The organism is Paraburkholderia sp., from assembly GCF_050742655.1.
In the GTDB taxonomy this organism is placed as follows: Bacteria; Pseudomonadota; Gammaproteobacteria; order Burkholderiales; family Burkholderiaceae; genus Paraburkholderia.
Window position 1 is genome coordinate 1 of the sequence record NZ_JBOIGG010000018.1, and the last position, 24,175, is coordinate 24,175.

Annotated in this window: 22 protein-coding genes; 13 read left to right on the forward strand and 9 right to left on the reverse strand. The window is 64.2% G+C overall.

Annotated elements, in window-relative coordinates:
* From ACREXZ_RS23195 to ACREXZ_RS23205, 3 genes are all read left to right on the forward strand, one after another.
* Positions 1 to 587 (forward strand): porin (locus tag ACREXZ_RS23195; RefSeq protein ID WP_431766452.1); only part of this gene is annotated, 587 nt, incomplete at its 5' end.
* A 134-nt stretch (positions 588 to 721) separates the two neighbouring features.
* Positions 722 to 2,089 carry an MFS transporter gene (locus ACREXZ_RS23200; RefSeq protein WP_431766453.1) on the forward strand — a complete coding sequence of 456 codons (1,368 nt, stop codon included), beginning with the start codon at positions 722 to 724 and terminating at the stop codon, positions 2,087 to 2,089.
* Positions 2,090 to 2,372: 283 nt separating this feature from the next.
* On the forward strand, positions 2,373 to 4,454 hold the full coding sequence (locus tag ACREXZ_RS23205) for a tannase/feruloyl esterase family alpha/beta hydrolase (RefSeq protein ID WP_431766454.1): 2,082 nt from the start codon (positions 2,373 to 2,375) through the stop codon (positions 4,452 to 4,454).
* A gap of 37 nt (positions 4,455 to 4,491) precedes the next feature.
* Here the strand turns inward: ACREXZ_RS23205 and ACREXZ_RS23210 are convergent, their stop codons facing one another.
* From ACREXZ_RS23210 to ACREXZ_RS23220, 3 genes are all read right to left on the reverse strand, one after another.
* Positions 4,492 to 5,004, reverse strand: a complete 513-nt coding sequence (locus ACREXZ_RS23210) for a metal-dependent hydrolase (protein WP_431766455.1) — start codon at positions 5,002 to 5,004, stop codon at positions 4,492 to 4,494.
* A 36-nt stretch (positions 5,005 to 5,040) separates the two neighbouring features.
* A complete protein-coding gene (locus ACREXZ_RS23215; RefSeq protein ID WP_431766456.1) occupies positions 5,041 to 5,394 on the reverse strand; it encodes a sugar ABC transporter ATPase in 354 nt (117 codons plus the stop codon).
* A gap of 379 nt (positions 5,395 to 5,773) precedes the next feature.
* A complete protein-coding gene (locus ACREXZ_RS23220) occupies positions 5,774 to 6,925 on the reverse strand; it encodes a porin (protein WP_431766457.1) in 1,152 nt (383 codons plus the stop codon).
* A 647-nt stretch (positions 6,926 to 7,572) separates the two neighbouring features.
* Between ACREXZ_RS23220 and ACREXZ_RS23225 the strand changes: the two genes are divergently transcribed.
* Both ACREXZ_RS23225 and ACREXZ_RS23230 read left to right on the forward strand, forming a co-directional pair.
* Positions 7,573 to 8,076 carry a hypothetical protein gene (locus ACREXZ_RS23225; protein ID WP_431766458.1) on the forward strand — a complete coding sequence of 168 codons (504 nt, stop codon included), beginning with the start codon at positions 7,573 to 7,575 and terminating at the stop codon, positions 8,074 to 8,076.
* A 195-nt stretch (positions 8,077 to 8,271) separates the two neighbouring features.
* Positions 8,272 to 10,227 carry a PhoX family protein gene (locus ACREXZ_RS23230; protein WP_431766459.1) on the forward strand — a complete coding sequence of 652 codons (1,956 nt, stop codon included), beginning with the start codon at positions 8,272 to 8,274 and terminating at the stop codon, positions 10,225 to 10,227.
* Between the two features lie 179 nt (positions 10,228 to 10,406).
* Here ACREXZ_RS23230 and ACREXZ_RS23235 read toward each other — a convergent pair whose 3' ends face one another.
* The gene (locus tag ACREXZ_RS23235; protein WP_431766460.1) at positions 10,407 to 10,838 is read right to left on the reverse strand and encodes a hypothetical protein; all 432 of its coding nucleotides are present in this window, start codon (positions 10,836 to 10,838) and stop codon (positions 10,407 to 10,409) included.
* A gap of 185 nt (positions 10,839 to 11,023) precedes the next feature.
* On the opposite strand from ACREXZ_RS23235, the gene ACREXZ_RS23240 reads away from it, so the two are divergent.
* The 5 genes from ACREXZ_RS23240 to ACREXZ_RS23260 all read left to right on the forward strand — a co-directional run bounded on the left by ACREXZ_RS23240 (position 11,024) and on the right by ACREXZ_RS23260 (position 15,910).
* On the forward strand, positions 11,024 to 11,719 hold the full coding sequence (locus tag ACREXZ_RS23240; RefSeq protein ID WP_431766461.1) for a CDP-alcohol phosphatidyltransferase family protein: 696 nt from the start codon (positions 11,024 to 11,026) through the stop codon (positions 11,717 to 11,719).
* Positions 11,720 to 11,763: 44 nt separating this feature from the next.
* Positions 11,764 to 12,549: a HalD/BesD family halogenase gene (locus ACREXZ_RS23245; RefSeq protein WP_431766608.1), complete on the forward strand. Its 786-nt coding sequence runs from the start codon at positions 11,764 to 11,766 to the stop codon at positions 12,547 to 12,549.
* On the forward strand, positions 12,546 to 13,550 hold the full coding sequence (locus ACREXZ_RS23250; RefSeq protein ID WP_431766462.1) for a flippase-like domain-containing protein: 1,005 nt from the start codon (positions 12,546 to 12,548) through the stop codon (positions 13,548 to 13,550). The genes ACREXZ_RS23245 and ACREXZ_RS23250 overlap by 4 nt, the downstream gene beginning before the upstream one ends.
* A 20-nt stretch (positions 13,551 to 13,570) precedes the next feature.
* The gene (locus tag ACREXZ_RS23255) at positions 13,571 to 14,335 is read left to right on the forward strand and encodes an NTP transferase domain-containing protein (RefSeq protein WP_431766463.1); all 765 of its coding nucleotides are present in this window, start codon (positions 13,571 to 13,573) and stop codon (positions 14,333 to 14,335) included.
* 153 nt (positions 14,336 to 14,488) lie between these two features.
* Complete coding sequence (locus ACREXZ_RS23260) at positions 14,489 to 15,910, forward strand: MFS transporter (protein WP_431766464.1); 1,422 nt, start codon at positions 14,489 to 14,491, stop codon at positions 15,908 to 15,910.
* Positions 15,911 to 15,945: 35 nt separating this feature from the next.
* Here the strand turns inward: ACREXZ_RS23260 and ACREXZ_RS23265 are convergent, their stop codons facing one another.
* The gene (locus ACREXZ_RS23265) at positions 15,946 to 17,484 is read right to left on the reverse strand and encodes a diguanylate cyclase domain-containing protein (RefSeq protein ID WP_431766465.1); all 1,539 of its coding nucleotides are present in this window, start codon (positions 17,482 to 17,484) and stop codon (positions 15,946 to 15,948) included.
* Positions 17,485 to 17,711: 227 nt separating this feature from the next.
* Between ACREXZ_RS23265 and ACREXZ_RS23270 the strand changes: the two genes are divergently transcribed.
* Entirely contained in the window at positions 17,712 to 19,271 is a 1,560-nt protein-coding gene (locus ACREXZ_RS23270; RefSeq protein ID WP_431766466.1) for an amidase, read from the forward strand.
* A gap of 23 nt (positions 19,272 to 19,294) precedes the next feature.
* On the opposite strand, the gene ehuA is transcribed toward ACREXZ_RS23270, so the two are convergent.
* Genes ehuA through ehuB form a run of 4 tightly spaced genes read right to left on the reverse strand, consistent with a single transcriptional unit; the run spans position 19,295 to position 22,372 of the window.
* Positions 19,295 to 20,116, reverse strand: coding sequence for an ectoine/hydroxyectoine ABC transporter ATP-binding protein EhuA (ehuA, locus tag ACREXZ_RS23275; RefSeq protein WP_431766467.1), 822 nt, complete (start codon positions 20,114 to 20,116; stop codon positions 19,295 to 19,297).
* A 44-nt stretch (positions 20,117 to 20,160) separates the two neighbouring features.
* On the reverse strand, positions 20,161 to 20,820 hold the full coding sequence (gene ehuD / locus ACREXZ_RS23280; RefSeq protein ID WP_431766468.1) for an ectoine/hydroxyectoine ABC transporter permease subunit EhuD: 660 nt from the start codon (positions 20,818 to 20,820) through the stop codon (positions 20,161 to 20,163).
* Entirely contained in the window at positions 20,817 to 21,488 is a 672-nt protein-coding gene (ehuC, locus tag ACREXZ_RS23285) for an ectoine/hydroxyectoine ABC transporter permease subunit EhuC (RefSeq protein WP_431766469.1), read from the reverse strand. Before ehuC ends, ehuD begins: the two co-directional genes overlap by 4 nt.
* 53 nt (positions 21,489 to 21,541) lie before the next feature.
* Positions 21,542 to 22,372 carry an ectoine/hydroxyectoine ABC transporter substrate-binding protein EhuB gene (ehuB, locus tag ACREXZ_RS23290; RefSeq protein WP_431766470.1) on the reverse strand — a complete coding sequence of 277 codons (831 nt, stop codon included), beginning with the start codon at positions 22,370 to 22,372 and terminating at the stop codon, positions 21,542 to 21,544.
* On the opposite strand from ehuB, the gene ACREXZ_RS23295 reads away from it, so the two are divergent.
* Both ACREXZ_RS23295 and ACREXZ_RS23300 read left to right on the forward strand, forming a co-directional pair.
* Positions 22,371 to 22,541: a hypothetical protein gene (locus ACREXZ_RS23295; RefSeq protein ID WP_431766471.1), complete on the forward strand. Its 171-nt coding sequence runs from the start codon at positions 22,371 to 22,373 to the stop codon at positions 22,539 to 22,541. The genes ehuB and ACREXZ_RS23295 overlap by 2 nt on opposite strands.
* Positions 22,542 to 22,606: 65 nt before the next feature.
* Entirely contained in the window at positions 22,607 to 24,049 is a 1,443-nt protein-coding gene (locus ACREXZ_RS23300; RefSeq protein ID WP_431766472.1) for a PLP-dependent aminotransferase family protein, read from the forward strand.
* The last annotated feature ends 126 nt before the right edge of the window (positions 24,050 to 24,175 follow it).

Consider the following 24,175-nt stretch of genomic DNA (forward strand, 5'->3'; position numbering starts at 1 on the left):
GCCAGGGGACCTGCGCAGGGCAGGTGCCGGGGCAGTCCAACAACTGTCGTCAATGGTCGGCGATGCTGAAGTACGACGCCGCGTCGTTCGGCGTGGCCGCGGCCTATGACGAACAGCGCGGCGGCGCCTCGGCGGCGGCGAACTTCTTCGACGGCGTGACGCCGTTCCCGCTGACAAGTGGCGCCGACAAGGACGTGCGCATGCAGCTGAACGGCTGGGCGAATGTGTTCGGCGTACATCTGGGTGGGGGCTGGCTCGGACGCATGGTCGAGGCCGACGCATCGGGCGGGCCCGACGTGCGCTCGAACATGTTCTACCTCGGCGCGTCGTATCCGATCACGCCGGCGTTCACGCTCGACGGCGAGGTCTACCGGATCACCAACCGCGAACAGGATGCGCGCGCGACGATGAGCACGCTGCGCGGCACGTACTCGCTGTCGAAGGCGACGGCGGTGTATCTGCAGGCCGCCTATCTGTCGAACAGCGCGCATGGCCGCTATACGGTCAGCTCCGGTGGCGGCGGCACCACGCCGAATGCAGGCGAAGGGCAGACCGGGGTGATGGCCGGTATCCGGCACCTGTTCTGATAGATGAGGGAGCTTCGAAGCTCACCGGGGCGAACCTGTTCCCGGCCATCTTTTGAAGAACCAATGCATGCGTCTATACAAGCCTCGTCGGCATTGCATGCATCGAGCCGGCGTGCCAACACTATGGAAAAGATATGACAGGGAATCCGGCAGTCAACGTTCAAACGTTCCTTAACGAGCATCGGTTCTCCAGGTTTCAATGGCTGATCTTCGCGATGTGTTTTGTCATTGTCCTGCTCGACGGATTCGATACGGCCGCGATCGGGTTCATTGCGCCGTCGTTGATCTCCGAATGGAACATCGGCAGGTCGGCGCTCGCGCCGGTTCTAAGCGCCGCGCTATTCGGGCTCGCATTCGGAGCGATTTTCGCCGGTCCGCTGTCCGATCGCCTTGGGCGTCGCGCGTTGCTGATTGCGTCGGTGGTGGTCTTCGGTGTTGCGTGCTTCGCGTCGGCCTTCTCCGCCGATCTCACGCAGCTGACCGCGCTGCGCTTCATCACCGGCCTCGGGCTCGGTGCCGCGATGCCGAATGCCGTTACGATCATGAGCGAGTTTTGCCCCGATCGCCGGCGCGCTACCGTGATCAACCTGATGTTTTGCGGCTTTCCGCTGGGCGCGGCATTCGGCGGATTTCTCGCGGCGTGGCTGATTCCGAACTTCGGCTGGCGGAGCGTCCTGTTGTTCGGCGGGACGATGCCTCTGCTGCTCGTCATCGTGCTGCTGGTTGCGCTTCCGGAGTCGGTTCGCTATCGGGTCGCGCATGCGCATCCCGTCGAAAAGATCCGCGCCACGTTGAGCCGCATCGATCGCAGTGCGGTCGACGCCGGTTCCTTCGTGATGACGGAGCAGGGTCACGTGGATTCGACGAAGAGCGATGTCGCGGTCGTGCTGTCGCGCAGGCATATCGTGGGATCGATCATGCTGTGGCTGGCGTACTTCATGGGGCTCGTGATTTTCTACTCGTCGATCAACTGGATGCCGATCCTGCTGAAGGAAGCAGGCTTGAGCGCGCAGCGCGCGACGCTGGTCTCAGCATTCTTTCCGCTCGGCGGCGTGGGCGCCGTGTTGTGCGGCGTGCTGATGGACCGATTCAATGCCGACCGGATCGTCGCGGTGTGCTACGGGTTGACCGCGATCAGCGTGTACCTGATCGGGCATGCGGTCGACAGTATCGGCTTGCTGATCCTCGCTGTGTTCGCTGCGGGCGTATTGATGAACACTGCGCAGTCATCGATGCCTGCGTTGGCAGCCGCGTTCTATCCGACCCGCGGTCGCGGCACAGGTGTTGCATGGATGCTCGGGATCGGCCGCTTCGGCGGGATCGGCGGATCGTTTCTGGTTGCTGAACTGGCCCGCCGGCATTTTTCGTTCGCGGGCATCTTCGCTGTTGTCGCCGTGGCCGGTGTGATCGCGTGCATCGCGTTGCTGGTCAAGCAGGGATTTTATCCGCGGCGCGACGTTTCCCAGATCAGCGGTGCGCTCCGCGACAACCAGGTCAAATGACAGGTTAGTCTTTCCGCGAACGTCCTTGTGAGAGGAGGTCTGTCTGGAGCGGTAAGCGGTTTCCAGTAGAGCAGGTGGTGCGCGATGCCGGAGCGGGCAAAACCGGATGCGGCGGTATCGGATCTAGTCCCACGGCTTCCCGCAACCTCCAGCTCAGGCACTATCCGGATTCTGCATATTGATTATCCGCGTTCGCGAGATGGCTCTTTCATTCAAGCGCTCATAGACTTCCAGTGGGCAATCGAACAATCGCATCTCCCGACAGATGGAAGCCCGTTTGCGCATGACCGTCTGGACCAGAAGTATTGATATTAATAAGTCATCCAGAATAAATAAAATTTATTTGGCATTGAATGTGTCGTTCTGGAAGACCGTCCTCGGGGTCGATTCTCGCGACAGCCTGACCACCTCGATTTTCAGTTCACTTTGGAGAGAGACAGTGAATTCACAAAGAACCTATCCGTTCGTACGTACTACTGCGGCCGGAATCGCACTGATGTGCGGAGCGACGCTCGCTTTCGGCCAGTCGGCATCCGGATTGCCAAAATGCGAGAGCCTCGTGTCGCTTTCTCCCTTGGCGAACAATCCTGCCGTGTACAGCGCAACGGCGGCAACGACGACGACAGCGGCTCCGAACTCGGTCGCCTACTGCATGGTCAACGTCGTATGGCGCGATCCTCGAGAAGTCGGTGCGACGGCGGGGTACGCGGCCGGCAAACCGCCGACCGTCGACACCTTCCAGACGATCCGCCTCGGCATTGCTTTGCCGCTCAATACGCAGACCGGCAATGCGGCCTGGGGTGGCCGGCTGATCATGACCGCAGGCGGTGGAGATCAGGGGAGCGTTCCGGATCTCAGCGACATGATCAACATGACGCCTCCGGAGATTGGCGGCGGCAGCGATTCAGGGCATGGCGATGCGAACAGCGGTGCCGGCGACAGCTACGGCATTATCCAGGGGCAGCGACTCAACTACGGCAAGATCAAGGACTGGGCGGGCGGCCGTGCGAATGGCGTCACGGTGAAGCTCGCCAAACAGCTCGCGGACGTTTACTACGGACGCGCGCCGAAACGCACGTACTGGAACGCATGCTCCGGCGGCGGCCACATGGGGTGGGCGCAGGTCGAAAACTATCCCGGCGAGTATGACGGCGCGCTGATCGGCGCACCCGCGCACAACTGGCAGGAGTTCCGCCTGGCGGATGGATGGGATGCCATCGTGCGGAGGAAAGTGGCGCAGCAGACCACGGCGATTACGCAGGCGCAAATGGACGCGGCCAACGCTGCCGCGAATACGGCGTGCGCGGCAAAGGACGGCGTCACGGTGAACGGCGTTGCGATCATGAACGATCCGCGAGCCTGCACGTGGAGTGCCACCAACAACATTTGCGGCGCCAAAGGCGCTCCGGCTGCTCCTGACTGCCTCAACAAGATCCAGGCGGCCGGCATCGATCTGGCCTGGGCCGGTCCGCACAACGGGTTCGGCAAGCGCATCTGGGGGCCTTACGATCGAGGTATCAATCACGGCGTAGCCACGGCATCGACGATGAGCACACCGCAAGTGCTGCACTACAACCACTTCGACGAGAATTTCGATATCAGCAATCTCTATCTCGACCAGCAGTCGATCAACCTCGCCGCAGCGGGAGGGGCCGATGTGAGAAAGGCAATCGTCTACGAGAACGAAGCTGTGCTGGGGTCCGTGCGAACCGCCGATTACATCGACGATAACGATCCATCTCGACTTGAAACCGCGCGCCGGAACGGCATGAAGATCATGGTCTATCACGGCTTGCAGGACCCGGCGATCCAGTTCCGCAACGACATCGATTTTTACATCCGCGTCGCTTCGTACTTTGCCAACGGCGGTGGCAACGGGTACGGGGCGCCAGGATTGAACTCCGCCGGCGGCAACACGCCGGATTTCGACAAACTCAAGTCGTGGTATCGCCTCTTCCTGGTTCCCAACGCCGGGCACTGCCCGACGGTACCCGAGGCGATGCCTGCACTGATCAACTGGGTTGAGAACGACGTCCCACCGGATTCACTGGTGGAACCCGCCGTGAGCGGCGCCAGTTCGACTGGTGGTGCGGCTGGCGGTAACGGCTCATTCGGTTCCGGTGGCACATCGATATTCGGTGGCGGCCCGACCACAACCATTCCGCTGCTCTGCCCGTTCCCGCAAAAGGCGATCTATCAGGGCGGAGCGACCGACGACGCAAGCAGCTATCGCTGCGGGGGCAATCTGCAGACTGCAGCTGTGATCTGCGATGGCCTGCGTACGGTGTACAAGCGCGAGAACGGGGACCAGGTTCAGTCCTATGGGAGCTATAACCCATCCATATGCGGGAAGTCGGGGAATTGACGGCAAATTCCTGTGCTAGCGGGGGCCGGTCGCCCCGCTAGCCGAGCCGCCAGTGCGCGGGCCAAGGCAACGCATACGCGCGATGCAGCCACACGTGCGCGCCGACGACCCACGCGGCACCCCACGACGCGCCCACGATCAGCAGATCGCAGCGTCCGCTATTCCACCAGTTCAGCGAATGACGTCCCGCGATCCACGGCACGCCGAGTGGATTCGGCCAGTCGGCGAGCAGGTGCATCAGGCCGCCGCATGCGAAGCCGAACGCCGCGGCGCCGAGCGGATGATGCGCGGCGTGCCACGACACGACGAGCAATACGAGCCAGCCGATACCCCAGTGCGTGACCGTGCGATGCGTGACCCACAGGCGGCGCGAGCGTGACCACCACGCGACTTCGAGCCAGTCGGGCGCGGTCGCGCCCGCGACGCCGGCGACGAACGCCAGCAGCGCATATAGATGGAATGGGCCGCCCGCGCCCGCCTGTTGCACGAGCGCGGCGCCGATCACGCCGGCGGCCCAGCCGGTCGCGTGATGCGCGTGGCTGGAAGCCATATCGCAGAGAATGAAGTTAAACGCGGTCAGGCGCGGTCAGGTCGCGCAGCGCGCGATGTCGAAGCGCATTTCCTCTTCGGGGGGATCGTCCGGTGCGCCGTCCGGATGTACGACCTTGATCACCGTGCCGCCATGCGACGGCGTCAGCCAGACGTAGTAGGAGCTGTGCGAGCGCGAACCGATCGAGAGCGTGGTGACGCCGTTTTCATTCGACGTCTGTACACGCGACAGACGATCGCCGAGACAGCTCGCGATGTCGTCGGGTTGACGAGCCGACGACACGTACACCAGCGGCGGCAGCGAGGCCGCTTCCTGCGGCGGCAGCACAGGCGACGAACCGCAGGCGGCGAGAACAACGGCGGGAGCAAGCAGGAGGAATCGTTTCATCATCGGACGTCGGCTGGCGGCCGCGAACGGGGTTCGGTGCAGCGGCGCATGCGTGCGGCGCGCGACGAAAACGCATGCGCACCTCGCGAAGCCACTGAATTTCCGGACGCCGTCTGCAGCGCGAATTCTGTCATTCGGTCGGCCGAACGATGCGCACGGACGCGCGTCGCGGCGAAGAGGCCGGCTTGCGCGCGCACGACGCGAGAAGCGTGCGCGATGGCAGGACGGCTGACGGGCAGTATACCCGCGCGATCCGCAACCGATTCGCACAGAAAACTTTAGCAACAAAAAAACGCGTGCACGACACAAGGTCGTGCACGCGTGGCTTCTTCCTGCAAGATCCGAACCGGTCAGAGACGTGCGGACCGGTTCACATCGCCAATTAGAAGCGGTGACGCAGGCCCACAGCCACGGCCGTCTGGTTCGCGGTCGACGAAGGCGTCAGCGTGTTGATCGACGCGACGTTCGCACCGAAGTTGCCGAGTTCGCCCGACGCGTGCTGGTACACGCCTTCGAGGTACACGTCGGTCCGCTTGCTGAGCGAGTAGTCGCCCTGCAGCGAAACCGTGTGCCACTTCGGATCGCCCGAACCGTTCGAGCCCGACACCTTGCCGTTCGTGAACGTGTACGCGGCCGCGAGGCTCAGTGCCGGCGTCAGTGCGTAACGGCCGTTCACTTCGTAGTTGTCCAGGTGCAGGTTGGTGCCCGAGAGGCCGCCGATGAACGTGCCACCGACGTTGGCGCTCTGCAGGTTGTCGAGCTGCGTATGCGTGTACACGAGGCCGACCGTCGCCGGGCCGTACGTGTAGTTAGCACCGATGCCATACGTGCGCTGCAGTTGCGCCGCGAGCTGCGCGCTGCCGTCGCCCGACGACACCGCGCCGCCGGTGTTGCTGCTGCCCGAGTTGTTCAGCTGCAGGTAGGCGGCGGCGACGCTGAACGGTCCGTTGTCATACGACGCGCCTGCGCTCCATGCGCGGTTGTTCGAGAACTGACCCGCAGCGTTGCTGAAGCCATACAGGCCGCCGAAGCGCAGGCCCGCATAGTTCGTGCTCGTGTACTTGACCGCGTTCTTGATCGAGAACGAGTTGTCGAGGTTGTCGTTGTCGAACGGGTGAGCGGCGAGGTTGTTACCGTAGCCCGAACCGGCTGCCGACAGCGGCGCCAGATAGTCGACGACCGAGTCGTACTGACGACCGAGCGTCAGCGTGCCGAAGCGGTCGCTTTGCAGACCGACGTAGGCCTGACGGTTGAAGATCGTGTTGTCTTCCGAGAATTTTCCGTTGTTCAGGTTGAAGCCGCTTTCCAACGTGAAGATCGCGTGCAGACCGCCACCGAGATCTTCGTTGCCGCGCAGGCCGAAGTACGTGTTCGATACCGAGCCGCTGCCTTGCTGGTAGTTGCTGTGGCCGCCCTGGTTGTTCGAATAGACCAGGCCGGCGTCGAGCGTGCCGTACAGCGTCACGCTGCTCTGTGCGTGCGCGGCGGCTGCGAAGCTGCCCAGAATGCCCGCGACGATAAGGGTTTTTTTCATATTTCCAACTCCGAGAACAGTGCATGGGGAATCGCACTCCAGCGCATACCGCGGGTGCCGCCGGTTGCCTGACGATTCGGAGCGAAGTGTATTCTTAACAGACCAATCTTTAATCTCGAGTTGCGCAACAATGCATTCCGCTATTGGGAATAGCTGGATTGAAAGTCGTAAACCCCGATGAATAAAGAGATTTCCGTATTGCCTCCCGGAGTGAATGGCGGCTGTCAATGAAAGCGTTGTTGCGGCCTCGCGACGCTCGTGGGAGTTCCTCAACGGACAAGGCGCACCGGTTACGGATCATTACCTGAATTCAGGCCATTTTAAGCAAGTCACTGTTCCTGTTTATGAGGTCGAAGATAGTGTGTCGACGCACTACAATTCGTCTTGCCCCTTTGACCAAGGGTGGTCTTTTTTCATCTTTGATACGCGGCTTTCGAGCCGCGTTTTTTTATGCGCAATTAAAGATGTCTTATAAGTTCACTATAAATTCTCCAATAACAATGCAATAGATTTTTTCGGAAAACGGAATGAACGCCGCGACAGGCCGCGAGGTCCTGGCCGATCGTCAGAGGGGACGGGCGCGCATCGCTGCGCGGGTAGAATGACCGGTTTGCATACCTGCGATACCTTTTACGCGAGCTAGCCGGATGACCGACAAACCCGACACTTCTGACACGCCCCACGAGACCCCCGACGAGCAGTTCGACGCGCGCCTGTGGCGCACCAACGGCTGGACCGCACGCGTGATCAAGAACGAAGACGACGATGGCTGGGCCGTCGAGATGATCAAGGACGGCGAAGCCGAGCCCGCGCTCGTCGGCCCGTGGACGATGGGCCGCGACAAGAAGAACCCGAAGCCGCTCGATACGTCGGCGTTCAACACGCTGGTCAAGACCGCATCGGAAGTGCTGCGGCGTCACGAGCAGCAGCGGCACGCACAGTTGCACAAACGCGTGACCGTCGATTCGCCCGACGGCGAGATCGTCGTCACGCTCGACATCGTGCCCGACGAGGACGATCCCTACGCGCTGCTGACCGCTTTCGACGCGCTGGGCGAGCAGCTCGCGCAGGCGAAGGTGTCGGCCGGTTTCAAGCTTGCGCGTGCCAATGCCGAGGCATGGGTGGAGGGCGGTTTCGGTCGGCCGAGGTGATGTCTGGATGAGGTCCGGATGACGGGTTGCCAATGGCATCCCGGCTGAAATATTAATAAAGCCTGTCAATATACTTTCATATTCATTTCATAGAATCCTCGCGTCATAGCGGCGCGAGCGAAGAGTCATGTCGTCTCCGGCCCGGGCCGGCTATGCGCGTACCCCACACGCAAACCATAACCCCGGACTCGACCCATGGCAGAGCAGCTCGACCCTTCCCGCCGCAAGGCCCTGAAAATCCTCGTCGGCGCGCCGATGCTGCCGCTCGGCTTCGCTTCGTCGGCGCTGCTCGCCGGCTGCGGCGGCAGTGACGACCTGAACCCGACGACGCTCGTGAAACCGGTCGCGAACTTCACCGCGGCGGCGTTTGCCGCGATGGCCGCGCCGACGCTCGCCGACCCGGCCGCGATGGCGCGGACGTCGGTCGCATCGTCGCTGACCGCGCAGTTCAGCGACGGCAGCAGCCGCACGTGGAAGCTCGCGTACCAGCCGTTCTTCGTCACCGGCGACAGGGTGGCGGACACGAAGGGCGGCACGATCCTCGCCGGTGGCTATTTCGATATCTCGAACCAGCCGATCGTCGATCGCTCGGTGGCGGGTAACGAGCGCCAGTTCTTCTCCGACTGTCCGGACGGCAGCTCGCTGATCCGGCTCGACCAGCCGACCGTAAAAGGCGTGAAGGGCAACACGGTGTTCGCGGTCGTGCAATTCGAATACGCGACGCGCGACCAGAGCCTTGCATCGATGTACGGCCAGTTGCCGTCGCCGATCGCGGTGCTCACGCTCGATCAGGATCCGGCCACCGGCAAGCTGACGCTCGTCAGCTATTCGAACGTCGATACGTCGAGCGCGCATGGGTTGTGGATCACGTGCGGCGCAAGTCTGTCGCCGTGGAACACGCATCTGTCGAGCGAGGAGTACGAGCCGGACGCGACGACCGTCGCGACCAGCAGCCAGTTCAAGGGCTTCAGCCGCAACCTGTACGGCGACGAGACGAAGGCGAACCCCTATCACTACGGCCATCTGCCCGAAGTGACGGTGAATCCCGACGGCACCGGCACGATCCGCAAGCACTATTGCCTCGGCCGCATCTCGCACGAGCTCGTGCAGGTGATGCCCGACCGGCGCACCGTGCTGATGGGCGACGACGCGACCAATGGCGGCCTCTTCATGTTCATCGCGGATCGCGAAGCCGATCTGTCGGCGGGCACGCTGTACGTCGCGAAGTGGACGCAGACGGCGTCGGCGGGCGCGGGCGCCGCGACGCTGTCGTGGATCAACCTCGGCCACGCGACCAGCGACGAAATCGAAGCGCTCGCGAACAGCCTCACCGCGGCCGACATCCTCGACGTCGCGACGAAAGACCCGGTGGACGCGAGCTACACGAAGATCAACTTCAACGGCACGTTCAACTGGATTCGCATCAAGCCCGGCATGACGAAGGCGGCCACGTTCCTCGAGACGCATCGCTACGCGGCGCTCGCGGGCGGCAGCATGGGCTTCACGAAGCTCGAAGGCACGACGGTCAATGCGAAGGACAAGGTGCTGTATTCGGCGATGTCGCGGATCGAGAAGTCGATGGTGCGCGGCAATGCCGCATCGACCGATGTCGCCGTCGACAAGACGATCAACGCGGGCGCCGTGTACGCGCTGAACCTGACCGGCGGCCAGCGCGACCGGGCCGGCACGGCGATCGCGAGCGACTGGGTGCCGGTGGACATGAGCGCGCCGGCGGCGCTCGTCGGCGAGGACCTCGCATCGGCGGACGCGCTCGGCAACACCGCGAACGCCGGGAAGATCGCGAACCCCGACAACCTCAAGTATTCGGAGAAGCTGCGCACGCTGTTCATCGGCGAGGACAGTGGGATGCACGTGAACAACTTCCTGTGGGCGTATCACGTCGACACGAAGACGCTCGCACGCGTGCTGTCGTGCCCGGCCGGCGCGGAATCGACGGGGCTGCATGCCGTCGACGAGATCAACGGCTGGACGTATGTGATGAGCAACTTCCAGCACGTCGGCGACTGGGAAAGCCCGTTGCACGACAAGGTGAAGGCGACGCTCGATCCGCTCGTGCGTGCGAACTACAAGGATCGCTTTGGCGCGTCGGTCGGCTATCTGACCGCCGATCCGTCGGGGCTCAAGCTGTGAGACGCACGAGGTGCACGTGACCGTTTGACCGATGGATTCATCGCGTGGCACTTTGATGGCGGGGGGCCCTGCCGCCGCCCCTCTACGGAGGGGTTTTTTTCGTCCGTAGCGGGCGCTGGCTTTTTAGAACCGGCGGCGGCACGTGCGGCGCTATGCCGCGCAACGACGCATGCGCAGACCTAGTTGCGCTTGCAGAAGATCGCCGTGACGAATGGCGCGACATGATGAACGATCGCAGTGCTGCCGGCCTGGGTGACGGCGGCCTGCACTTTCTCCGTACCGCCGAATACGACCGCGCCGTACGCGGATTGCGCGACAGGTTCGCCGTCGCCGGTGCGGAACATCGGGTCGTCTTTCTCGTATCCGACGATCGCCACAACGCTGAACCCGTACGCGGTCAGATCGGCGCCTTTCGCGGGGCTGAATGCGTTGATCGAATTGCTCTCGACCCGGTTCGGCGCGGGGTCGATTAACTGCTGCGCGGCGAGGTCGGCGATGAAGCGATGAGCCGACTCATTGCACGCGAGCGGGTCGTCCAGCGCAGTGGCGCGGGCGCTGAGCGGAGCGGCAACGAACAGCGCGACGAATAACGGGAGAAGAACGCTTTTCATAAGGGTTCGGCGACACGTTCGCCGCAACGGTGCATCGGAAAAACGGCACTGTACCTGCGTTCTGGACTTTGTGCTTTCTTTCCGTTTTGTGCCAAAGGTCGGTCCCGGTTTTGCGACAGAGTTTTTGCGAAAAAACACGCGGGCAAAACAGCAAGATCTTACAAACCCGTATATATTTCCGCGTTATGACTTCACGACCGCAATCCCCAAAGAACGTTCCTGCGCCCAGAACATGGGATGCTCGCGTTGCCCGTCGGCTGGTCACGCCGCTGGTCGACACCTGGATCACGCCGAACCATCTGACCACCGTCCGTCTCGCGATCGGACTCGCCGGCGCGCTGTGTCTTGCGCGCGGTGGCTTCGCGTGGACCAATGTCGGCACACTGCTGATCGTTCTCTCGAATTTCGTTGACCACACCGACGGCGAGCTCGCGCGTATCAGCGGGAAATCGAGCCGCATCGGTCATTTTTACGATCTCGCGTGCGATGCGATCGTCACGGTGCTGCTGTTCGTGGGCTTCGGTTTCGCAGTGGCCGCATCGGGCGGATCAAGCAGCATCGCGGTGTCGCCGGTGCTGATGGGCGGCGTCGCGGGCGTCGCGGTCGCGTTGATTTTCTTCCTTCGGATGCGCATCGAGGACAAGGAAGGCAAGACCGGAACGAAGCAGGCGTTCGCCATCGGCTTCGAGACAGAAGACGTGCTGTATCTGCTGCCGATCGTCACGCTGACGGGCGGCATCGTACCGTTCCTCGTGGCCGCCGCGATCGGCGCGCCGCTGTTCGCCGTATGGGTCGCGGTGGACTACTTCCGCGTGATGCGCCGCGTGCAATCTGCTGTGCAGCCCGGTAAGGAAGCCAGCCAGGCGTGGGTGGGCCGATGAGTACACCCGTCGACGCACCTGTCGCGTCGGACGCGACCCGCGCAATGCCGACCGGCCTCCCGCCGCATCCTTCCGTTTCCGCTCCCAGCCCCGATCCCGACCGCGCGGTAGCCGGTCGCACGCGCCAGTTCGACAACCCGCAGCTGCGCAAGGCGTTCGTCGATCAGGGCGCGTTCCTGTATCTGGAAGACTTCCTCGCGCCCGACGTCACCGCGCAGCTGGCGCAGAGTGCCCGCGCGCTGCTCGGCGAGGTCAACCGCAATTACCTGCCGGGCCACAAGCAGGGCGGCAGCGTGAGCCGTCATACGATCGACCGGCTCGCGCCGTTCATCGCGCAGCTGTATCGCTCGAAAGAGCTGATCGGCTGGCTCGAGCAGATGTCCGGCGACCGCCTTCAGCTATCGCCCGCCGACGACCCGCATGCGTACGCGCTCTACTACTACACGCGGCCGGGCGATCACATCGGCTGGCATTACGACACGTCGTACTACGACGGCCGCCGCTACACGCTGCTGCTCGGCGTGATCGACGAATCGTCGTGCCGCCTCGACTACGAACTGCATACGCGCAACCCCGACGTCGCCGACCTGCCGGGCTCGGTGCAGATTCCACCCGGCGGTCTCGTGTTCTTCGACGGCGACAAGCTGCGTCACCGCATCTCGCCGGCCGGCGAGAACGAAATGCGCGTGTCGCTGACGTTCGAGTACGTCACCGATCCGAACATGCGGCCGTGGCGGCGCTTCATCTCGAACATGAAGGACGCGATTGCGTACTTCGGCTTCCGTCAGGTGTTCCGCCAGTTGATGAAGCGCAGCGGGGATTCCGCGTGACCCGCGCCGCCATGGTCCTGCTGTCGATCGGAGCAGCGCTGTTCGTCGCGCTGCTCGCGTGGCAGGGACTCGGCTCGGTCACGTCGACGCTGTTCGCCGCCGGCTGGGGCCTCGCGCTCGTTGCCGCGTTCCACGTGGTGCCGCTGGTGCTCGACGCCAGGGCGATTTCCGTGCTGTTCGACCGGCGTCGCGATGGCGTGACCGAACGCGATGCGCTGGTCGCGCGATGGATCGGCGAATCGGTGAACAGCCTGCTGCCCGCCGGACAGATCGGCGGTCCGGTCGTGATGGTGCGCCAGCTCGCGCAGCGCGGCATGCGCATGCGCGACGCGGCGGCCGCGATTACCGTCAGCACCACGCTGCAGGCGCTCGCACAAATACTCTTCGCGCTGCTCGGCCTCGGCCTGTTCGGTGCGTACGCGGCGCACGGCGCGCTGCAGGATCTGCGCACCGCGGCGATCGTCGCGACGGGGGTGCTCGGCGGGATGATCGTGATGTTCTACATCGCGCAGCGGCGCGGTCTGTTCGGGAGGATGCTGCGCGTCGTGTCGAAGATATTCGGCAAGCGCGACTGGTCGTCGCTGACGACCCGCGCCGACGCCGTCGATGCCGCCGTGCACGATCTGTATCGCAATCGCGCGCGCGTGGCCGCGAGTTTCGCGTTGAGCCTGGCGGGCTGGATCGTCGGTACCGTCGAAGTGTGGCTCGCGCTGCGTTTTCTCGGCCACCCGGTCGACTGGATCGACGCGCTGCTGCTCGAAAGCGTCGGTCAGGCGATCCGCGGCGCGGCGTTCGCGATTCCCGGTTCGCTCGGCGTGCAGGAGGGCGGCTATCTGTTGCTCGCGCCGCTCGTGGGCCTGCCGCCGGATGCGGCGCTCGCGCTGTCGCTCGCGAAGCGCGCACGCGAATTGTTGCTCGGCCTGCCGGGCCTGCTCTATCTTCACTTCAGCGAACGAAGCTGGCAACGGCGGCGCGCGACACGCGTGCCGGCCGTCGACTGATACTTTTAAAAGGACCGCCCATGCGCGCCATCATTCTTGCAGCGGGTCTCGGCCTGCGTCTCCAGCAGCCGGCGGGCGAGCAGTTTCCGAAATGCCTGCTGCGCTTCGACGGCATGACGCTGCTCGAACGCCATCTGCAGATGCTCGACGCCGCCGGTGTCGACGACGTCGTGCTCGCACTCGGCTTCCAGCCCGAAACCGTCGAGAAGGAACTGCAGCGGATCAACTGGCCGCACAAGGTCGAGATCGTGCTGAATCCGCGCTTCGACCTCGGCAGCGTGCTGACCGTGCACACCGTCGCCGATGCGCTGACGCGCGGCGGCGACGTGCTGCTGATGGACGCCGACGTGCTGTACGACGAACGCATCCTGAGCGCGCTCGTAGCGGGTGAGACGACCAACCGTCTGCTGATCGACCGCGACTTCGAAACCGGCGACGAACCGGTCAAGCTGTGCCTGAAGGATGGCGTGCCGGTCGAACTGCGCAAGCAGCTGGCGGTGAATCTCGAGTACGACACGATCGGCGAATCGGTGGGTTTCTTCCGCTTTCGCGAAGAAACCGCGCGCCGCTTCGCGCAGATCGTCGCGGGCTACATCGACAGCGGCCGCGCGAACCTGCCGCACGAAGAAGCGGTGCGCGACCTGCTGCTCGAGCGCAGCCAGGTGTTCGATACCGCCGACGTGACCGGCGCGCCGTGGATCGAGATCGACTTCCAGAACGACGTCGATCGCGCGACCCGCGAAATCCTGCCGCAGCTGCAACCGATCGTCAGCGCGTCGCGCTGAAGCGGGGTTGAGTTGTACTGCGTGGGATGGTTGTTGAAGTCGCCTGATCTGTTCTAATCCTTTCTGATCGTCCAGCGTTGCCTCGCTACACCAGTCGAGGCGACGCTGGTCTTCTCATACTGGCGGCCCTGTCAGGCCGTCTTCCTCGCTCCGATGCCGCTTGCCCTTGGCGCTTTTATCGTCCCCCTGATCGTCGCGTGCGCGATGTTCATGGAGAACGTCGACTCCACCGTCCTCGTCACGTCGCTTCCGGTACTTGCTCGCGATCTCGGACAAGACCCGATCACGCTGAAGCTCGCCATCACTGCGTACGTGATCGGCCTCGGGGTGTTCATTCCGGTGTGCGGCTGGGTCGCCGACCGCTTCGGTTCGCGTACCGTGTTCCGCACCGCGATCGGCGTCTTCATCGCCGGCTCGCTGATGTGCGCGGCGTCGGGATCGCTCGGCATGTTCATCTTCGCGCGCTTCGTGCAGGGCATCGGCGGTGCGATGATGGTGCCGGTGGGCCGCATCATCATCTTTCGCTCGGTGCCGAAGTCGGACTTCATCCGCGCGGTGAACTACCTGACGGTGCCCGCACTGCTCGGGCCGGTCGTGGGGCCGCCGCTCGGCGGTTTCATCACGACCTATCTGCACTGGCGCCTGATTTTCTTCATCAACATTCCGATCGGCGTGCTCGGCATCTGGCTCGCGAACAAGTACATCGCGAACGTGCGCGAAGCGCACCCTGGCCCGCTCGACTGGATCGGCTTCGTGCTGTCGGCGGGCGGCGCGTCGCTGTTCATGCTGGGGCTGTCGCTCGTCGGCGGCGAGCTGATCTCGAACGCGTGGTCGGTCGGCATGTGCGCGGTGGGCGCTGTGCTGCTCGTGCTGTACTGGTGGTACGCACAGCAGGTGGAACGGCCGGTGCTCGATCTGCGCCTGCTGCGCATTCCGAGTTTTCACGCGAGCGTCGCGGGTGGTTCGCTGTTTCGCATCGGCCTGGGCGCGGTACCGTTCCTGCTGCCGCTCGCTTTGCAGGAAGGGCTCGGGATGACCGCGTTCACGTCCGGGTCGATTACCTGCGCGTCGGCGTTCGGCTCGATGTTCATGAAGGGCATCGCGCAGCGCGTGCTGCATCGCTACGGCTTTCGCTCGGTGCTGATGGTCAACGCGGTCTTCGCGGGCGCGGCGATCGCGGTGTATGGACTGTTCTTTCCGGGCACGCCGCACTGGCTGATCTGGTGTGTCGTGCTGCTCGGCGGCTTCTTTCCATCGCTGCAGTTCACGAGCCTGAATTCGCTCGCGTATGCGGATATCCCAAGCGCGGATGTCGGACGCGCGACCAGCGTCTCGAGTGTGATCCAGCAGATTTCGCTCGGCCTTGGCGTGACGATCGCGGGCATCGTGCTGCAGCTGTCGCGCGATCTGCATGGGCATACGACGGTTGCCCAGTCGGATTTCTGGCCCGCCTTTCTCGTCGTGGGCCTGTTCGCGATCGCATCGATTCCGGTGACTGCGCGGCTGCCGCACGACGCCGGCGACGAACTCGCGCGCGGTGGCCGCAGCAGCGGTGCTAGCAGGGCCGCGCACTGACGCGCTGAAGCCTGGATGGTTGCCGGATCGGCTGGTCAGTCGTATAGCGAGCCCAGCGGGTCCGCCGAGTCCAGCGACTCGTGTTGCACGACCGATTCGGCACGATTCCGACCACGCTCTTTCGCGTGATAGAGCGCACGGTCCGCCGTTTCGACGATCTGATGCGGAGCCTGCATGTCGGGCGCTCCCGATACCGCGATCCCGATGCTCACCGTCACGAAATTGCCCAACGACGTTTCATTGCGGATGCGGAGCACGCTGACCGCTTCCAGCATGTTGTCGGCGACGACCTGTGCATAGTCCGCGTAGGCTGCCGGCATGATTGCCGCGAATTCCTCGCCTCCGTAGCGCGCGAGCAGGTTGCCGCGCGGCAGCATCGATTGCAATGCGCCCGCCACTGCAACGAGACACTGGTCCCCCGCCGGGTGGCCGTAGCGGTCGTTGAGTTGCTTGAAGTAGTCGATATCGATCAGAAGCAGGCTCAGCGGTACCTGATCGCGAACCGCGCGTTCCCATTCGATGGCCAGCGTCTGGTCGAAGCAGCGACGGTTGGCCGTTTGGGTTAGCGCATCGGTGAGCGCCATTTCCTCGAGGATGTCCCGGGCCCGGCTCAACGCCTGCTGAGTCTCGAAGAGCCGGCTTTGCAGCGCCGTCGTTCGCAACATGTACACGAGCAGCGCGGTGAAAACGCCGACGACGCCGATCTCGAAATGATCGTGTATCAACACGACGCTCAATATGAGCAGGGCGATCGTATAGAAGACCGAGGTACCGTTTTCGATGACGACGGCGAGAGGCCGCTTGTTCTCCGCGGCGTTGGCGTCGATCTGTTGCGCCGGCCGCATCAGGCACGCGATGCCCAGTAAAAGAAACGGCACGTCGACGATGATGTCGAGCACGATGCGACCGCCGGAAGAAGTGGCCGCCCAGTTGTTGTAGACAGCGGCGATGACGGCGTAGATCCACAGATAGCCGCACAGGATCACGTAGAAGGCGCGGTCCTTTCCGCGCGGCTGAACCAGCAGACGCAACGTTGCCGCGATCGCGAGAACGACGTTCTCGACGTTATAGGTCAGCACCAGCGACGAGACCGGGATCGGCTCGAGCGCATGGTCGGAAAACGGCGCAACCGAAAAGATGACCATGTACGCGAGGTAGCCGGTCAAAACGGCCTGGGCTGCGTCGATCCACACGAAGAACGGGATCTGCCGTTCATTGGGGCCGAACGAAATGGCGAGGAGTATCGGCACGCCATAGAGGAAGAAGCTGAAATCGGAGAACCACGTCACATTCGGCGGAAGCTGCTGGACCAGATCCTCCCACGCGCTGAGCGCAATGCCGCAGATCCACAGGAACATGCCGGCGCCGAGCAGCACCCACAATGTCCGCGATTGTCGTTCTTCCGCGCGGGCGCGCCAGCAGCAGCCCGCCAGTGCCAGCGATGGCGCAAGCACCAGAAAGAGATAGCTCACTGAAGTTGCCGACGAGCGAAGCGTCGCGATGCAGATCGCGTGCGCACCCAGAAACAACAACGCGAGCAATGCGAGCCGGGTCGGCTTTGGCGAGCTGCGCAAGGTCTCCCCCGAGGCTTGAGCGAGGCAGGTGAAAGCCATCATGGGCCGGATGGCGGGTCGGTTTCCCGTGCCTTGTGGATACCGTCGATATCGACGTATCTTAGCTGACCGCACACGAAGCGAAAGCCTGGAAGCGATCGGGTGGGTCAGGGTACCGGGCGAGGACCTCGCGCGCAGCCGGATTTTGACAATCCATAATCGTGCCCACTCATCATGAGGGAGCCTTCATGCAACGACGCCGTTTCTTCGCTTCGCTCGGTCTTCTGACAACCGCCGTGTCCACGAAAAGCATGCAGGCCGACGCGGCGCGGCCCCTGCATGAATCGACTTCACCCGAGACCGCGGCCGGCGCACTGCGCCACTACCTGACCCGGATCGCCGCGCTCGATCGCCGTGGCCCGCGGTTGAACAGCATCATCGAACTGAATCCCGATGCATCGGCGATTGCCCGTACGCTCGACGCGGAACGCCGCGCGGGGCAGGTGCGCGGACCGCTGCACGGCGCGATCGTCGTCGTGAAAGACAACATCGCGACCGGCGACCGCATGTCGACGAGCGCGGGCTCGCTGGCGCTCGACGGCGTGCACGCGACGCGCGATGCGGCACTGATCGGTCGACTGCGCGACGCCGGCGTCGTGATCGCGGGCAAGACGAATCTGAGCGAATGGGCGAACATCCGCTCGACCCATGCGACGAGCGGGTGGAGCGCGCGCGGCGGCCTCACGCGTAACCCGTATGCGCTCGACCGCAACACGAGCGGCTCGAGTTCGGGCTCGGCGGTCGCCGTCGCCGCAGGTCTCGCCGACATGGCGGTCGGCACCGAGACCGACGGATCGATCGTGTCGCCCGCGTCGATCAATGGTGTGGTCGGACTCAAGCCGACGGTCGGCCGCGTCAGCCGCGATGGCGTCGTGCCGATCTCGCACACGCAGGACACAGCGGGGCCGATTGCGCGCACGGTGACCGATGCCGCGCGACTGCTGCAGGCGCTGGCCGGCACGGACCCGCGCGATCCCGCGACGCTCGATGCGCCCGCCCCCGACGACTACGTGGCCGCGCTCGATCCGCACGCGTTGCGCGGCGCGCGGATCGGCGTAGCGCGCCAGTTTTTCACGGGCCGCGACGAAGTCGACCGGCAGATCGAGCGTGCGCTCGCGCAACTCGTCGTGCTCGGTGCCGAACTCGTCGATCCGGTCGACCTGCCCAAGGTGCACTACGACACCGACGAGCATGTGGTGCTGCTGGTTGAGTTCAAGCACAATCTGCCGCTGTGGCTCGGGACGTTTGCGCCTCATGCCCCGGTCCGCACGCTCGCCGACGTGATCGCGTTCAACGACGCGCATCGCGGGCAGGAGATGCCGTACTTCGGTCAGGAGCTGTTCACGGAGGCGCAGGCGCTCGGCGGTCTCGACAGCGACGCCTATCTGAAGGCGCTCGCGGCATGCCGCAAAGGAGCGCGCGATGACGGCCTGGCACGCGTGCTGCGCGACGACCGGCTCGATGCGATCGTCGCGCCGACGGGCGGCACCGCATGGCTGACCGATATCCTCAGAGGCGACGGCGGCGGCGACGACGGATTTTCGACGCCTGCCGCGGTCGCTGGTTATCCGCATCTGACCGTGCCGGCCGGCACAGTGCGCGGTTTGCCGATCGGGGTGTCGTTCGTCGGCGCCCCGTGGAGCGAAGCGCGGCTGCTCGCGCTCGGCTATGCGTTCGAGCAGGCGACGCAATGGCGCAGCGAGCCGCGCTTTATCGCACGCACTGCGATGCCGCCGTTAGTGGGCTGAGGTTAAGGCCGAAGCCGTCAACCTCAAACCGCTTCGCGCACCGCGCGCAGAAACTGCCGCGTGCGTTCATGCTCCGGCGCCGAGAAGAACTGCTGCGGCGCCCCCTGCTCGATGATCTTGCCCTGCGAGAAAAAGCACACGCGGTCCGCGAATTCGCGCGCGAAGCCCATCTGGTGCGTGACCATCAGCATGGTCAGGTTGTGCTCGGCGCCGAGCCGGCGAATCACGTTCAGCACCTCGCCGCACAGTTCGGGGTCGAGCGCCGACGTTACTTCGTCGAACAGCATCACCTTCGGCCGCATCGCGAGCGCACGCGCGATCGCAACGCGCTGCTGCTGCCCGCCCGACAGTTGCGACGGATAGTGATTGCACTTGTCCTCGAGCCCGACAAGCGACAGCAGTTCGCGCGCGCGTTCGTTCGCCTCCTTGCGTGTGAGGCCGAGCACGCGCATCGGTGCCTCGATCGTGTTCGCGAGCGCGGTCATGTGCGGGAACAGGTTGAAGCTCTGGAACACCATGCCGATCTTGCTACGCACGCGTCGCAGGTGTGCGGCTGACGCGGGCACCAGCGTGCCGTTCTTCATCATGTGCGTGAGCGGTTCGCCGTCGACGTCGATGTGTCCGCCGGTCAGCGGATCGAGCGTCATCAGTACGCGCAGCAGCGTCGACTTGCCGGAGCCGCTCGGTCCGATGATCGCCACCTTTTCGTTCGGTGCGATCTCGAGGTCGAGCTCGTCGAGCACCGTCAGCGCGCCGTAGCGTTTCGTCACGCCGCTGAAGCGCACCATCGGAGCAGATGATGCATCTGCGGCAGCGCCGAAGGCAGGTACAGGATCTCGCTTCATCGGGGGCTCCATCACGGGGGATTCGGTAGGGCGGTCAGGTGAAGTCATGGCAGTCTCAGACCGATTTCGAGGCGCCGCACGAGCTGCGCGAACGTCACGCTGATGACGAGAAAGAACAGCCCCGCGAGCGTAATCGGCTCGAGATAACGGAACGTCTCGGAGCCGATGTTCTTCGCCTGCTGCATCAACTCGACGACGGTGATCGCCGACAGCACCGGCGTGTCCTTGAACATCGCGACAAGGTAGTTGCCGAGCGCGGGAATCATCGGGCGGATCGCCTGCGGCAGGATCACGCCGCTATACGTGCGCCAGGGCGACAGCGACAGCGCGCAGGCTGCTTCCCACTGACCGCGCGCGACACCGTTCAGCCCCGCGCGATAGACCTCGGACGTGTAGCACGCGTAGTGCACCGCGATGCCGACTGTGCCCGCCGCCAGCGCGGACATCGTGACGCCGTACAGCGGCATCACGTAGAACAGCACGTACACCTGGATCAGCAGCGGCGTGCTGCGCACGAACTCGACGAAGAAGCCGACCGCCCGAGCAAGCGGTTTTATCGGACTGCGCCGCAGTATCGCGAGCGCGAGGCCGAGCACCAGCGCGATCGCGAAGCCGACCAGCGTGATCAGAATCGTGTACACCGACGCGCGCAGCAGGTCGGGCAGGATGTGCAGCGCGTAGGGCACGTCGAAGAAATGGTTCATCGCGCGGCCCTCCGTGCGGAATCGCCCGATATGCCATGCGCGACGCGCCGCTCGAAATGGCGCATCACCGTGGCGAGAATCTGCGCGAGCACGAAATAGATGACGAGCGTGAGCGCAAAAATCTCGGCGGTCTTGAAGGTCGCCTCGTCGAGCTGGCGCGCACGGAACGTCAGGTCCGACAGCGTGATCAGCGACACGAGCGACGTGCCCTTCAGCAGTTCGATCATCAGGTTCGTCGCGGGCGGCAGCGCGTTGATCATCGCCTGCGGCAGGATGATGCGGCGCATCCGCGTGAGCGGCGACAGGTTTAGCGCAAGCGCCGCTTCGAACTGGCCGCCGGGCACCGAGCGCAACGCGCCGCGCAGGATCTCCGAACCATAGGCGCCGTAGTGCAGACCAAGCCCGACGATCGCGACGGTGAACGGCGTGAGTTCGACCCGGAACGGCGGCAGCGGCAGCACGAAGAACAACCAGAACAGCTGCACGAGCAGCGATGTGCCGCGAAACACCTCCACATACACGTTGCCGATCCAGTGCAGCGGCGTCCACGGCGCGAGCCTCGCCGCCGTCGCGACGAACGCCATCGCGATCGCGATCAGCGTGCCGCACACCGCGATCTCGATCGTGACGAGCGTGCCTTGCAGCAGCAGCGGAAACAGTTCTTGCATGGCGGCTCCCTGCTTTCAGATGAAGACGCCGACCCGAGGCCGACGCATACGGCTTACTTCCCGCAGATCTCCGCAGCCGTCTTCGTCGTCACGTTCGACTTGTCGAAGCCGAATGGCCCGACCGTCTGCAGATGATCCGGCGTGCCGAGCCACGCATGCAATTGCTTGTTCACCGCGTCACGCAGATCGGTGTCTTCCGGGCGGAATGCAAGCGCGCCGTAACCCGTGTGCTTCGGATCGTCGGTGAAACTGCCGATCGCTTCGATCTGGTCCGCGTCCTTCGACGCAAGGCCCTTCATCGTCAGCGCCGTGCCGGCCGCGGCGTCGGCGCGATGCGCGCGTACCGCCTGCAATTGCGCGGTCGTGTCGGGCACCTGCATCAGCTGCGCATCTTTCACGCCTGCTTCGCGCGAGTAGCCGAGTTCGACCGCGCCAGCCATCACCGCGAGCTTTACGTCAGGCTGCTTTGCCACGTCGGCGTAGCTGTGCAGATTTTTCGGGTTGCCTTTGAGCACCAGCAGCGTGTCCTGGATCTGGTACTGCGGATCGGCGAACGCGACCTGCTTGCAGCGCTCGGGCGTCACGTACATGCCGGCGGCGATCACGTCGAAGCGGCCCGCGCGTAAACCCGGAATCAGCGAGCCCCATTCGGTCAGCACCGCGTCGACCTTCTTCACGCCGAGCTTCGCGAAAATCTTGCGCGAGATTTCCGGCGATTCGCCGGTCACCTTGCCGTCGGGCGTCGTGTACGCGAACGGTGTTTCGTTCGCGTAGCCGATACGGACTTCACCGGTGCGCTGGATGCGCTGCAGCGTGGTTTCCGCCGCAGCGGGCAGGGTGAACAGGGCCGCCGCCGCTGCCGCGAGGCAGAAGGCGCCGGACATGGCGGTCGTGCGCGTCGATATCATGTCGATCCCGTGTCGTGGCAGGTGGATGGCGCAGCGCATTACGCGCCGCCCGCAGGCGAAATACCGTCGCAACACGCCGCGCGCGGATGTCGTGGCACACCGCCATGAACGCAGCATACAAAGCCATATTTTTGTTTCGAATTGATCTAGGACAATAATTTTCCCGTACCGTTTTGCCGCACTATAAACGCCGGACATGGGAGGTACCCGGTGATCGAGCAGTGGCGAGACGCGGTGCGCGCGGTACACGGCGCCGAATCGAAATACAAGCGGTTGGTGAAAGCGATCGCGGGCGACATCGAAAGCGGGGTGCTGCGCTCGGGCGCGCGGCTGCCGCCGCAGCGCGACGTCGCGGCCGAGCTGTCGATCAGCGTGCAGACCGTCACGAACGCGTACAAGGAACTTGAAAGGCAAGGGCTGATCCGCTGCGAAGTGGGGCGCGGCAGCTTCGTCGCCGCGCGCGTCACCGAAACGATGTCGAACTACATGCTCGACACCGCCGAGCGTTCGGTGGTCGATTTTTCGATCGCGCGGATCATCCACACCGCGGAGCACGACGCGATGTGGCGTAAGGTCTGTGCGTCGCTCGCCGCGCTCGACGACCAGCCGTGGATCCGCGCGTTTCGCCCGATCGCGGGCTTCGAGCATCATCGGCAGGCGGGTATCGCGTGGCTCGCATCGCTTGGCATGCCCGCGTCGCCCGACACGCTGCTGGTGACGAACGGCGCCGCGCACGGCATCTTCCTCGCGCTGGCGTCGCTGGTCGGCCCCGGCGATACCGTGCTGTGCGAAAGCCTCACGGACCACGGCGTGATCGGCTCGGCGAACGTGCTCGGCTTTACGCTGAAAGGGCTGGAGATCGACGAGTTCGGCATCCACCCCGAGCACTTCGAAGAGATGTGCGACAGCGAGCGGATCACCGCGCTCGTCTGCACGCCGACGCTGAACAATCCGACCGTCGCGCTGATGCCCGATTCGCGCCGCCGCGCGATCGCGCGGATCGCCGAGCGCTACGGCGTCTATGTGATCGAGGACGACGTGTACGGCCCGCTCGTCGCTTCAGGTGGCAAATCCGGCGGCAACTCAGGTGGCCATTCCGCCGGCAAGTCCGCGGCGCCCATTTCGAGCCTGATTCCGGAGCTGTCGTTCTACTGCACGAGCATGACGAAGTCGGTGCTGACCGGCCTGCGCATCGGCTATATGACCACGCCGCGCCGCCTCGCGCTGCGCGCCGAGAGCGTGCTGCGTGTCAGCAGCTGGATGGCGACGTCGCCGATGGCCGAAGTCGCGACCCGCTGGATCGTCGACGGCACCGCCGCGCGGCTCGTCGAAGTGCAGCGTGAACGGCTCGAGAAGCGCCAGGCGGTGCTGCAGCAGGTACTCGGTACGCACGTGCTGGGCGCGCATCCACATGCACTGTCCGCGTGGCTGCGCGTGCCGGATCACTGGCAGGCCGACCGGCTCGTGCGCGAGCTGCGCAACCGCGACATCGCGGTGACGTCGCCGGACCCGTTCCTCGTGCGTGGCGCCGAGCGGCCGAACGCGGTCCGCGTGTGCGTCGGGGCGGAGGTCGGCGAGGACGTCTACCGCGAAGCGCTCGAGACGATGCGCGACGTGTTCGACCAGTACCCACAGGTGCACGATTTCAACTGAGTCGGCGTAGGTCGATCTGAAATGAACTAGGACAATAAAAAACATTTTTTAGGACATTAGACTGGGCCGCATCGAAACACGGAAACGTTGGAGTGCCGATGCGGACCCGGTAACGGACGACCCGCC